This window comes from Acetobacter persici (assembly GCF_018256955.1).
GTDB lineage: Bacteria > Pseudomonadota > Alphaproteobacteria > Acetobacterales > Acetobacteraceae > Acetobacter > Acetobacter persici.
Genome location: NZ_JAERKU010000002.1, coordinates 126,748 through 139,594, shown reverse-complemented (window position 1 = coordinate 139,594; position 12,847 = coordinate 126,748). Strand labels below are relative to the sequence as shown.

General features: G+C 58.4%; 10 protein-coding genes. 3 read left to right on the top strand and 7 right to left on the bottom strand.

All coding sequences use genetic code 11. The annotated features are described in order from the left end of the window. Positions 1–51: 51 nt before the first annotated feature. Positions 52–1,857 (bottom strand): translation elongation factor 4, encoded by a 1,806-nt coding sequence (lepA, locus tag JK199_RS02780; RefSeq protein ID WP_025828964.1) that lies wholly within the window; start codon positions 1,855–1,857, stop codon positions 52–54. On the opposite strand from lepA, the gene JK199_RS02775 reads away from it, so the two are divergent. Further along, on the top strand, positions 1,856–2,212 hold the full coding sequence (locus JK199_RS02775; protein ID WP_212373764.1) for a hypothetical protein: 357 nt from the start codon (positions 1,856–1,858) through the stop codon (positions 2,210–2,212). The two genes, lepA and JK199_RS02775, sit on opposite strands and share 2 nt — an antisense overlap. Positions 2,213–2,234: 22 nt before the next feature. Here JK199_RS02775 and JK199_RS02770 read toward each other — a convergent pair whose 3' ends face one another. From JK199_RS02770 to JK199_RS02750, 5 genes are all read right to left on the bottom strand, one after another. Next, positions 2,235–4,712: a TonB-dependent receptor domain-containing protein gene (locus JK199_RS02770; protein WP_244984855.1), complete on the bottom strand. Its 2,478-nt coding sequence runs from the start codon at positions 4,710–4,712 to the stop codon at positions 2,235–2,237. A 197-nt stretch (positions 4,713–4,909) separates the two neighbouring features. Further along, a complete protein-coding gene (locus JK199_RS02765; protein ID WP_212373762.1) occupies positions 4,910–5,716 on the bottom strand; it encodes a helix-turn-helix transcriptional regulator in 807 nt (268 codons plus the stop codon). Then, complete coding sequence (locus JK199_RS02760; protein ID WP_408742324.1) at positions 5,713–5,979, bottom strand: hypothetical protein; 267 nt, start codon at positions 5,977–5,979, stop codon at positions 5,713–5,715. Before JK199_RS02760 ends, JK199_RS02765 begins: the two co-directional genes overlap by 4 nt. A 30-nt stretch (positions 5,980–6,009) precedes the next feature. After that, a complete protein-coding gene (locus JK199_RS02755; protein WP_212373760.1) occupies positions 6,010–6,876 on the bottom strand; it encodes an NmrA family NAD(P)-binding protein in 867 nt (288 codons plus the stop codon). Positions 6,877–6,994: 118 nt separating this feature from the next. Then, positions 6,995–9,397, bottom strand: coding sequence for a glucose/quinate/shikimate family membrane-bound PQQ-dependent dehydrogenase (locus tag JK199_RS02750; protein WP_212373758.1), 2,403 nt, complete (start codon positions 9,395–9,397; stop codon positions 6,995–6,997). Positions 9,398–9,882: 485 nt separating this feature from the next. Here JK199_RS02750 and JK199_RS02745 point away from each other — a divergent pair, with 485 nt between their 5' ends. Further along, complete coding sequence (locus JK199_RS02745) at positions 9,883–11,094, top strand: aldose epimerase family protein (protein WP_212373756.1); 1,212 nt, start codon at positions 9,883–9,885, stop codon at positions 11,092–11,094. A gap of 141 nt (positions 11,095–11,235) precedes the next feature. Next, positions 11,236–11,505: a hypothetical protein gene (locus tag JK199_RS02740; RefSeq protein ID WP_212373754.1), complete on the top strand. Its 270-nt coding sequence runs from the start codon at positions 11,236–11,238 to the stop codon at positions 11,503–11,505. A gap of 126 nt (positions 11,506–11,631) precedes the next feature. Here JK199_RS02740 and JK199_RS02735 read toward each other — a convergent pair whose 3' ends face one another. Further along, positions 11,632–12,735: an L-dopachrome tautomerase-related protein gene (locus tag JK199_RS02735; protein ID WP_212374076.1), complete on the bottom strand. Its 1,104-nt coding sequence runs from the start codon at positions 12,733–12,735 to the stop codon at positions 11,632–11,634. Positions 12,736–12,847: the final 112 nt, after the last annotated feature.

Below are 12,847 nucleotides of genomic sequence, written 5' to 3'. Positions count from 1 at the left end.
CAGGACGGATCAAGTCCGCCTTAACGCTGCCGCAGGTCTGCCCTGCCTGCGTCAGCTATCCATTTTGAGCGCTGCGAGGAAGGCGCTTTGCGGAATTTCCACCTTCCCGAACTGCCGCATGCGCTTTTTACCCTCTTTCTGCTTTTCCAGCAGTTTGCGCTTACGGGAGATGTCACCGCCATAACATTTGGCCGTCACATCCTTGGAGAGCGCGCCGATGGTTTCACGCGCAATCACCTTGCTGCCAATGGCCGCCTGAATGGCGATCTTGAAGAGCTGGCGGGGGATAAGGTCTTTCAGGCGGGCACAAATGGCCCGGCCACGGGTTTCCGCGGCAGACCGGTGCGCAATGAAGGACAGCGCATCCACCGGCTCCTGATTCACCAGAATGGAAATCCGGACGAGGTCACTCTCCTCGTATCCGTCCATCTGGTAATCAAAGCTGGCATAACCGCGCGTGAGGGATTTCAGGCGGTCATAGAAGTCGAACACCACTTCGTTCAGCGGCAGGCGATAGACGGCCATGGCGCGGTTGCCCACGTAGGTCAGGTCCACCTGCACGCCACGGCGCTCCGTGCATAGCGTCAGCACAGCGCCCAGATATTCATCCGGCACCATGATGGTCGCCTTGATCCACGGTTCATCAATCCGCTCAATCTGGGAGAGGTCCGGCATATCCGCCGGGTTGTGCAGTTCTTCCTCTTTCCCGTTTGTCAGCGTGATGTGGTACACCACGGACGGCGCGGTGGCGATCAGGTCCAGATCGAACTCGCGGGACAGGCGTTCCTGAATAATTTCCAGATGCAGCAGGCCGAGGAAGCCACAGCGGAAGCCAAAGCCCAGCGCGGCAGATGTCTCGGCCTCATAATGGAAAGACGCGTCGTTCAGGCGCAGTTTGGAAAGGCTGTCCCGCAGCTTTTCAAAATCATCCGCCACGATGGGGAACAGGCCACACCACACAACCGGGATGGAGGGCTTGAAGCCAGCCAGAGCCTTGTCCGCCGGGCGACGGTCATCTGTAATGGTATCACCCACGTTACAGTCCGCCACGGTCTTGATAGCCGCGTTGATATAGCCCATCTCGCCCGGCCCGAGGCTGTCCACCGGCGTCATACGCGGGGCAAACACACCGACCTGATCAATCTGATGCACGGCCCCGGTGGACATCATGCGCATTTTCATGCCGCGCTGGAGGCGGCCTTCCTTGACGCGCACCAGCACGATCACGCCCAGATACGGGTCATACCAGCTATCCACCAGCATGGCCTGCAAGGGCTTTTCCGCATCGCCCACCGGCGGGGGCAGACGGGTGACGACGGCTTCCAGCACGCCTTCAATATTCAGGCCGGTCTTGGCGGAAATTTCCACCGCGTCATCCGCGGGAATGCCAATCACTTCCTCAATCTGCGCCTTCACCCGCTCCACGTCCGCTGCGGGCAGATCGACCTTGTTCAGGACCGGCACAATTTCATGGTTGGCATCAATGGCCTGATACACGTTGGCCAGTGTCTGCGCTTCCACCCCCTGCGAGGCATCCACAACCAGCAGAGACCCTTCACACGCGGCCAGAGACCGGCTGACTTCATACGCAAAGTCAACATGTCCGGGCGTGTCCATCAGGTTCAGCACATAGGTCTTGCCATCCTTAGCCGGGTAGGTCAGCCGGACGGTCTGGGCCTTGATGGTAATCCCGCGCTCGCGCTCAAGCTCCATATTATCGAGCACCTGATTCGTCATCTCGCGGGCGGTCAACGCCCCGCAAGCCTGAATCATGCGGTCGGCCAGTGTCGATTTCCCATGGTCAATATGGGCAATAATCGAGAAATTACGGATGAGCGAAAGGGGTGTGTCGGTCATGCTGCTCCCTTTAAGCGATACGGAGAGACTTGTCAGCCAGTTCTGCACCGCCGGGCGCTGTTTCTCTAAAAAATTTTGTGACCCTCTCCGGCAGGACCAGCCTCCTGCCGCCACGCCCACCCGGCAACGGGTCGCTGCCAGACCGGACAGCAACCACCGGACAGCGCCACGATCGCAAAGCTCATACGATCCGGACCAGCGACGTTACACTGATCTGCCGCTTCCCCTCTCCTCGCCCCTGCTCCGCCCGAGCATCTCGCACCAAGCACCATGCAGCCAGCACTGGCACTGGCACTGGCACTGGCACTGGCACTGGCACTGGCACTGGCACAAATCTCCAGACCTGCGCCAGTAACCACCAGCAATTTCCGGCCTGATCAGAATTCGGCGGAAAGTGTGCCGAAATATTCCCGTGGAGCAGCCTGATACAGAATGGCGTTATTATCGCCAGACATAGCCGCCGTGCCATACAGGCCGCCAAAGTAATTCTGATTAAACAGGTTGTTGACCGAGAAGCTGACCTTGAAGTCCTGCAACGCGTGACCAATTTTTCCAAAATTGTAGGATGCCATCAGTGAGGACGTCCAGTAAGACGGCACCTTTACGTCGTTCGTATAGGTCATGGCCATGGCGCTGCTATAGGTCGTGTTAAAGTTAAAAGAGGCCCGGCGATATGTATAGTTGACGTTCGCCTTATACATGAACTTCGGATAGAAAACCTGATGCTTACCTTTCAGGCTGATGGTGCTTCCATTATACGGCACGGCGGTTGATTTATATTCCGCATCATTCCAGCTAAAGCTATTGGTAATTTCCAGACCGTGGAACGGGCGGATTGTGCCCAGAACGTCCGCGCCATTCATGGTTTCACGCCCCACGTTCAGATAGGCGCTGTAGGTATTATTCACCGGGCCGGACGTAATGCCCGCCAGCCGGTTATAATAATCAGTGTGGTAAAAATCGGCTGACCCAGAGAAAAAGGCCGAGTTATAACGATACCCGACGACATAGTTCCATGTTCTTTCCGGCCTCAGTTTACTTTTGTTTTCATCAAAAACCTGCTGCGCCGAGTTTTTGGCATTGCCGAGCGCGCCCCAGGGTGTGCCGCCGTTTGTCTGGGTTGCGTAGTCATATGTGCGCATATTTTCCGCAATATCCCAGTAAAATTCATGCTGATCGAGAAAATGGTAGTCAAAGGCAAAATGCGGCAGAAACGCGTTGGAGGCCGTCATACTGCCGGAGACCGGGTGCGCATAATAGGTGCCCCAGGTGGAAGCCAGAGCCGCTGTGTTATCCACGGTCGTGCCGCCATGCGTTGTCTGCGTCAGAGAGCGGAAGCCCCCTTCCAGCGTCATACCCGGAATAATGTGCCAGACATCTTTGATGTAGAACTGAAATGTATTGCTGTTGAAAGAGTCCGCCCACCACGTGGTGCCGGTGCCCTTTTTAAAACCACTCAGCGTTGCATGCGCGCCATTTACGCCATCTTCATACAGACGTGTGGGGTAGTTGAAGGTGTTATTCTGATACCAGAAACCGCTCTGAATATCGTTATTATGCAGCTTGAGCGTAAAACTTTGCGTAAACCCGATGCGCCGGACATCCGGGTGCCCCATCTGCTGAACCATGGGGATGCCGGACGTCGGGGATGTGAGGAAGTTGTTCGTGCCGCCGTAATCGCCGTTTGAAACATGCCCATACAGGACGGTGTTGGATTTAAGATTGCTCAGAATATTATATTCATTCACCAGCGCGCTGAGATAGTTGCGCTGCACCTGTGATCCATCCCAGTAAATATTGGACGCTTCATCCGCCGACAGGACACCCTGCACTTCGGTTGGCACCGTGCCAGCCTGTGCGTTCGCTGCCCAGCGGACAGCCTTGGCATAGTCCGGTTTCAGCATGGCGACCTGACCGTAGTTCTGCCACATGTTTTTTGTCATGGTCAGAAAATTATATTGTGTAAAACCCGAATAATCAAAAATAGCTGTCAGCTTCCCGCGCCCGTGCTGATAGGGCTGCACCAGCTTGACGTTCGCCTGATTCTCTCGCTGGTCCCCGTAGCCTTTCCACAAATTCTGAGACGTACGGGCAAAGGACGCATAGAATTTTGTCCCGCTTTCATTCAGAATACCGCTGTCTACGCGGGCAAAGGTACGAAAACCGTTATAGCTGCCAAAGCTCTGGCTGATTTTGCCTCCGGCCTTATCTTTAGGGTCGGAAGACTGAAAAGTCAGCGCGCCGCCCAGCGTCTGGCCAGATGGCATATCCACCGCCCCTGCCCCCTGAGAGACGGACATGGACTGGATATTATCCTGAATTTCAATCTGATCGATATTCAAACCATACCAGTTATGAAACCCGAAGCCCCCCATTGGGATACCGTCAATCGTGCCGCCAAGCTGGGACTGGTTGAATCCACGGACGTAAAAAGTGCTGGCGGCTGTATCCATCCCCAAGGCATCAGAAGACCCGAAACTGACACCCGGCGCTGTCGCTGCAAGAACCTGAAGCGGACTGGAACCTGCGGTAAAATGATCAATAGCCGCACGAGAGACCACAACATTTGCACCCGTGGAATGCGCGTGGTTAGACGTAACCTGCACTTCCTCCCCCGCTGCGGAATTTACCGCTCGGGGGCGATGCGGAGCCGATGCAGCCCGGCCTCGCGCAGGCACAGATTTTTTAGTGGCAGGCACCTCGGGATGGTGCCGTTTTGCAGCCACGCGGCCCGCTTTGGGCGATGCCGCCTCGGCCTGTGCATGTTTTGCCACCCCAACCGAGCAAAACACCAGAGCCGTACAGGTTAAGAAATAGGACCGTCCTCGCCAGCCGTAACGCAACACCGTCATCATGCTCACCTATGTCGTATATATTATAATATACGATCACAAAGTCGGGGATTCTGATACGGTACCAGAACGGATTCCTGAGGGCTTTCCGTTCACATTATGTGTAGCACTTTGAAATAGATTTGTTTTTCATATTAATAATTACGGAACGGGAATAATTTATTCCGGATTTTATGAAAATAACTGAAATACTCTGTTTCTTAAAATGTTGCCATGACGATACGATGCACCCACACCCCGGATTTCCCCTCCTGCACAGGCACAACAGTTTCCTCCATACCGCACACATTTCCCTGCGCGTCTGCTCCGCCAGTCTGAGAATTTTTATAAGGCAGAACACCCCAGCGCAGCCCCTCCGCAGTGCGTCCAGACATGTCGCCTGTGCTCTGCGGACGCGACACGGCTGCCGAGACCGGCAATGCGGGTGCAGGTGCAGGTGCTACGCCCCTCTGCCGCGCCGTATTATCAACCAGAATCCCGACAACCGGCGGCATCCCGGGTTGCAAAAGCAGGACGCGGTCTGACCGTCTTGGCGGCATATCCGGCATCACAACCAGTGAACTGCCTTCCCGCAGCAGTGGCTCCAGAGCATCCGTGTCCACACGCACAGCGTAGGCATCCTCGCTTATGGCGCAGGGGAGTGTAACATCCTCCCACTGCACGCCGGTCGGGTAGCCTGCGCTGTTAAACAGACCGCCTCCCTGCAAGCGTGACAAAGGCAACCCGCGCAGGCGCCTCACAGAAGCCTGACCCGCTCCCCGCCCCGCACCGTCCAGCCCCTGAATAAACTGGGCCGGAGAAATTTTGAGAACGTCCAGCGCCCGCAATAACGTGGGGAGCGCCATCCAGCGCATATCCCCTCGCCCGTCCGCATGCGGGCTGATCCTGCGGGAGGGGTTAAAAGTCGTTGGGTCCAGCCCGGCGGCACGCGCCAGACCGGAGGGCGTCAGCCCCTGTTCCAGCGCAAGTGCATCCAGCGCCTCCCACACATCAGCGGGGCTGATCATCCATGCCGGGCAGACGCGGGCTGAGCCCCCTCTGCCACTTTCAGCACTTCCCGGGCATGGCGAGCCTTGCCCTCGTCGGTTGCAAAAAACCGGCCCTGCCCGTTATCGCGGACAAACCCCATGCCTTCCATCCTGATCAGGCACGGATCATCCCGCTGCCCGGCAGGACGCCCCACAGCCCCCGCCAGACACAGACGGTGCAACGCAGAGCGACAACAGGTTTCAAGATACGGCTCATTCCACATTGTTGCAGAATCACCAATCACCACCGGGAATGCAAGCAGCTTCTCTGCTCAGCGCTGTTTCAGCCCAAAAACCTGCTGAAAATAGGTGTGCAGATCCGTCGCGCCTTTCAGGGGGTTTGCAGGGCTTTCATAAGCCTGCGAGATAAAAATGTCCGTCATGTGTACGTAGGAGCGCGCTGCCTCTTCAGAAAAACCAGCCCGGCGATACGCCGCCAGCCAGTCTGCTCTGGCAAGAGAGGCCACCCGGACAGACCGCCCCAGAACCGCCGCCAGTGCCTGCGCCACATCTGCCGGGCTGTACCATGCCGGTCCCTCAATCGAATAAAGACCCGCCTCAGCAACCGGAGCCATCAGCAGCTGAGCCGCAACAGCCCCCACATCCTGCGGGGCAACCATCGGCACACGCTGCGTTGCAGGCAGCATGGTTTCCAGAATACCGGTGGACCGGACAGCCTCACTGCCCATCGTCCAGTTGCTCATGTAATACGCAGCCCGCACAACACAGAGCGGCGTTTCCAGCGTGCGCGCACCTTCTTCAAATTCATACAAAACGCCCAGATCCCCGGAATGGGCACCCGGCTGCGCGCCATAGGTGGACTGAAGAACAATTTTTTCCAGCCCGGCGCCCTGCAAGGCGCGCAGAATAGCCTGCATGGTCCGGCGTTCTTCTACATCGGTATTCAGCGCGGGACTGGCAGGCGGGTTCAGCACAAAAGCACGCCGCGCTTTTTGAAACACGGTGGCCAGCGCGGGAACATCCCGTACATCCAGCACAGCGGCCTCTGCCCCCTGCTCTCTCCAGAGCTGCGCCTTCGCCTCGCTCCGCGTGATGACCGTTACGGCCTGCCCGGCCCCCAGCACCGCCCGCGCCACTCTGCCCCCAACATGGCCCGTGGCCCCCATGACAACAAACATTGACTCTCCTTTTTGTCTGGCCTTTCAGCAGCGCGCCTCACACAAAAAAGGGGCGAGCCGATCTCCCGGCTCGCCCCTTTTCCGTTTTATTCCGGCGGCATCATACCCGCTGCGCCGCTCAGTGCTTTTCAGCATCCTCCGGCAGGGCATAAGCCACAATATAGTCGCCCAGCTTGGTGCCGAAGGAGCCGTGCCCACCATCGGCCGTCACCACAAACTGGCGGCCATTGGCTTCATACGTCATGGGAGTGGACTGACCACCGGCAGGCAGACGGTCCTGCCAGAGCTGGCGACCTGTCGTGACGTCATACGCACGAATGTAATAATCCGCCGTAGAGGTCAGGAACGCGACCCCACCCGCCGTGGCAAGCGGGCCACCCAGAGAAGGAATCCCGACCTTGAACGGCAGAGGCAGCGGAGAACTGTCCCGCACAGTGCCGTTACGGTGCATCCACATGATCTTGTTGGTCCTGAGGTCAATCCCCGCGACATACCCCCAGCCCGGCTGTTTGCACGGAATCCCCAGCGGGGAGAGGAACGCATGCAGGTCCACCCCGTACGGCGTGCCATATTGCGGCTGCACACCGCTTTCCGAGCCGGACGGCCCGGCATTCGGGTCGGGCTGTGCCGGGTTTTTCGGCCCGCGCGGCACCAGAGTGGAGACAAACGGGATGGCAATCGGGTTGGCAAAAGCCACCTGACGCACAGGGTCCACAGCCAGACCGCCCCACTCAAACATGCCCAGATTCCCGGGGAACACCAGCGTGCCCTGCAGGGAAGGCGGTGTGAACGGCCCCTCATAACGCAGTTTTTTGAACATGATGCGGCACACCATCTGGTCCAGCATGGTGCCGCCCCACATATCCGCATCGGTCAGGTTGCGCTTCGGGCGGAAGGTGAGTTCAGAATACGGCTGCGTGGGGGCGACATGGTCACCCGGCGCGGCGCCCTGCGGCACCGGTGTTTCAGGAGCCGGGACAATCAGGTGCCCGTTGCGGCGGTCCAGCACAAAAATATTGCCGGTTTTGGCCGGGGCATACAGCGCTGGAATGACGGACCCATCAGCCTGCTTCAGGTCAACAAGGCTCGGCTGAGACGGGATATCCATATCCCACAGGTCATGATGCACCGTCTGGTAGAACCAGACTTTCTCACCCGTATCCGCATTGAGCGCCAGAATACCGGACGCATAACGTTCCTGATCAGCAGAGCGATGGCCACCCCAGATATCCGGCGTGGCAACCCCGGTCGGGATGTAGACAATATTCAGCCGCGGGTCATAAGACGCCGTAATCCAGGAGTTCGGGGAATTGGCCACATATTTGTGGCTCCCGGACGGCAGTTCGTTCGGGTTCGGGTTGCCCGCATCAAATGCCCAGACCAGACGACCCGTATACAGGTCATACCCGCGCGTTACGCCAGACGGCTCATGCGTGGAATAGTTATCTGTTACTGCGCCGGAGATAATCACAACCTTCTGCGTCACAACCGGCGGAGATGTCGGCTCATAGAACCCGGCATCATGCATCGGCATGCCGTCTTTCAGGTCCAGTTCCCCGTCCTTGCCAAACCCGTGGCAGCGCTCCCCTGTTTCCGCGTCCAGCGCAAACAGGCGGCCATCATTGGTCGGCAGGAAAATGCGGCGGCTGCACTCCGTTGGCGCGGGTGAGCCATCGCTCGTCACATCGCCGGGGTGCATTTCAGAATAGGACACACCACGGCATGTCATATGCTGGAATGTCGGGTTGTACTGGAGCTTGGGGTCAAACTTCCACCGCTCCTTGCCTGTTGCGGCATCCAGCGCAAACAGGATCTGGTGCGGGGAGCACAGATACAGCGTGTCCCGCACCTTGATGGGCGTAACCTCGTCCGTAATTTCACCGGGGTCATTCGGGGTTTTCAGGTCATGCGTGCGGAACACCCATGCCACTTTCAGCCCTGCCACATTGGCCGGGGTAATCTGCTTCAGCGGAGAATACCGGTCCCCAAACTGGGTGCGGCCATAAGCGGGCCAGTCGGCATCCGCCGCGTCGGGCGCATCTCCCGGCACCGCCGCCTGCTGTGCGGCGGAGGGCAGCACGCCTGCAAGATCCTGCGGGTCCTGCGTCAGCGCAAAGCCATACACGGCAAGCCCTGCCACCACGCCCGCCGCCAGCGGGGCCCGCGCCCAGCGGGACTGCGGGGCCAGACCACGGCTGACAAACGGCAGGAGCATCCACAGGCCCAGAGGCAGCAGCACATCACCCCGCGGTGCGAGCGCCCAGAAGTCAAACCCGACTTCCCCTACGGACCAGATAAGCGTTGCAAAAACCAGCAGGGCATAGAGCCACAGGGCTTCCTGCCGACGCCGCCAGAGCAGGCCCGCCGTAACCAGCAGGACCAGACCGGCCAGCACATAAAAACAGGACCCGCCCAGCACGGCGAGCCACGCGCCGCCTCCGGTCAGGAACAGGCCAAGCACTGCCACAAGGACTGTTGTAATCAGAAGCGGCACAGGGGGCCGGGATGAGGGTGGCGTCATTCAGGTCAACCAGTATTGTCAGAACATGCGAAGAAGGAAGGAAACCGTATAAGATAAATTCACTTTTTTCCAGAAAAATCCGGCACAGGCGTCCCACCTATCAGAAAAAAGATTAACTGATTGCAAGGGACCAGACCAAAAATCGGTTTTTATTTTTTCTTAATGAAGAACATATCCTGATACCGCCAAACAATAGGACGGTTTTTCGAGAAAAACTGAAGGAACTTTCTTTTTTAAAGAATTTATTCCAGAAAAATTGATCTCACCACGAACCATGACTGCAAAAAATCATACCGGCATCCTTCTTACTCGGGCGAACTGTCATGCCACCATGCCGTTCAGAGCGTTACAGGGCGAGATCACGCAAACGCAGAGGCGCGGCGGGCGTTCCCTGCGAGCAGCCATTCTGCCCTCTTGCATCCTGCCTCCTGCGCCTGCACTCATATCAGGACCTGCTTCCTGTTTTGCCTGAACGGTTTTGCACCATGACGCCACACGCTCCCTCCCCCGCTGCCGCACCGCGCAGCTTTCTCGCCCGCCTCCGCCGCCCGGCAACGGCGGGCATCGCCGCACTGCTGGCACTGCTCCCGTTTGTGTCCCATGCAGAAACAGACGCGGCGTTTGAGGCCGAGCCGTTTGGCACACTGGCGGATGGTCAGAAAGTCTCGCGCTATACATTGCGCAACAAAGCCGGGCTGAGCGTGCAGTTCCTCTCCTATGGCGGCATCATCACCGCGATCTCCACACCGGATAAAACGGGAAAATTCGCCAACATTGTTCTGGGTTTTCCAACACTGGAAGGCTATACGCGCGACAGCGCCGCAGGGGGCCTGTATTTTGGCGCGCTGGTGGGGCGCTATGCCAACCGCATTGCCAATGCCACGTTTGATCTGGATGGCAGCACATACCATCTTGCCGCCACGGAACCACCCAATACCCTGCATGGCGGCCGCAACGGGTTTGATAAAAAGATATGGTCTGTCAAGAAAATCCCTGACCTGACGGACGCAACGGGGGCGGAGCTTACACTGGTCAGCCCGGACGGGGATGAAGGCTTTCCCGGCACACTGACCGTGCATGTGTCCTACATTCTGGACAACACCAACCGGCTGAGCATCCGCTACCGCGCCAGCACAGACCGCCCTACCGTCCTGAACCTGACAAATCACAGCTATTTCAATCTGGGAGGCGAAGGCTCCGGCACAGTGGAAAACCACGTCCTGACCCTGAATGCGGACCATTACACCCCAACGGATGCTGCCTCCATCCCGACAGGTGATATCGCCAAAGTTGAGAATACGCCGCTTGATTTCCGCACACCGCACCGCATCGGGGAGCGACTGCGCAGCACCTTCAGCCAGATGCTTCAGGCGCGCGGGTATGACCAGAACTGGGTGCTCAACGCCCCAACCGGCACAGCACCCGGCCTTGCCGCCACCCTCACGGACCCGGCCAGCGGGCGCAGCCTGTCCGTATCTACCACGCAGCCCGGCCTTCAGGTTTATACGGGCAACAGTCTGGATGGCCGCTACGCCGGGCCGTCCGGCCAGACCTATCGCCAGACGGATGGTATTGCGCTGGAAACCCAGTTTTTCCCGGACTCCCCGCATCACCCCAACTTTCCCTCCACCGTGCTCAGACCGGGTGAGGATTTTGATCAGACCACGATTTTTGAGTTTGGGGCTGATCAGGGCTGACCTTTAAGGCCCGCAAAACTGCCTGCCGGACGCTGCCCGCTGGCACGGGCAGAGGGGGATTACACCTCCCTGATGCCCCATCCAGTGTTCTCTGCTCACTCTCTTCTGGCCGGGCCGGTTTCAACCCCATGCGCGCATTTTGTGAAATTTTATGAACAGAACACTCGTGAATTTGTCGTTGTTTATTATGAAGCCTGCCTGGCTTTTGTCAGCGGCTGGAATTTTATCCATAAAAACAATCCGGAAAAGCGTATTCCCCTTGGGAAAGACAACGAAGCCGTCACCAATGAAGATAGTGTCTTCCTCTACGGATACAGCAAAAGCTTTCCACGCAATAAATTCGCTCTGGCGTGCTGCACGCTCATGAATATGCGCTCAAGGAAAATCCATAAAGTGCCACGGTTTATTTAAGGTCAACGCCCGACATCACTCTGGCAAACCCGCGCACCAAAAGCCCTGAGCCTGAAAAACCCTCTCTGCACCGTTCCGGACACCTGATATCCCGTTCCGGTACAGAAAGCCATTTTTCTAAAACCGTCAGGGCTGAGCAGGCGCTTCCAGAGGCGTAATCCGCACCAGAATATACGGTCGCTCCTGCATATCCTTTCCGTTATGGAAGTCCGGCAGGCGCGCCCACTGGCCGACTGTCAGCAGGATGGAGTTCCCATCAAACGCCATACTGTCCGGCGCAATCAGGCGGGCATCCTGCGCCACGAGGGACAGGCTGCCATCCGGCGCACGGCGCACAACCGCGTGCCGCTCAATATCCGTCACATACAGGCTGCCGTCAGGGGCGGTAATCATCCCGTCCATAATGCCGACTTCCCCTTCATCCTTTACCGCAGCCTCTAACGTGGCCTCAGTGGCATTCGGGTCTGCCAGCACAGCGGTTGGGGCGCTGTAAAGGCGGCGGGAGGAGAGCGGAGACCAGTAAAGCCGGGTGGAATCCGCACTCAGCGCCACGCCATCCACACCGCCCTGCGGCACGGTCGGATGTTCCGCATCATAGCGGCCAAGACGCCCGTCGGCTTCCATCACAAAACCCGGTATGGGGCTGACGGACACCGTTTCTTTCAGAATGCGCCGTGCCTGTCCGCTGGCCAGATCGACTACCAGCAAAGCCGGGTGTGTGGTCTGGGATGTATCACTGATAAAAGCCGTGCCCGCGCTGCCATGTGTAAGGTCAACGCGCACATCATTCACATGGCTGTCTGGCCGCACCGCTGGCGCAGTCAGGGCGTAGCGACGGATAATCCTGTTTGTCTTCGGGTCAATATGCAGCAGGGCCGGTTTTGCTCTGGCTTTGCTGCCAGCCCGAACGCCCTCATCCAGCAGCCAGAGCTGACCATTGGCATCGACCGTCATGCCAAGTGGCGAGAGGATTTTGCTCTGTGCGGCCGCACTGGGGAACGGCGTCAGGTGCCCCGGTGCCCACGTGACCAGCACCGGGCCTTTATGCCGCTGGGCGCTGGTGGGCAGGGAAAGCACAACCCGCCCATCTGGCAGACGGGCAATACCGGACGCCTGCACGGTGGGGAAGCGGTCCGCGACCGTCACATTTCCGCTGGTAGTCCAGTTATGCACGGTGCTGTCTTCCGCCAGTGCCGTGCCGGAGACGCTGGCACAGAGCAGACCCGTCATCAGGCCGGTCCGCGCCCACACGCCAAGCCTGCGGCGCCGGGGCTGGGGCTGGGGCTGGGGGGATGCTAGCTGTGCTTCGGGGCGATGCGTGAGCATAAGGAATGCCTTTCTG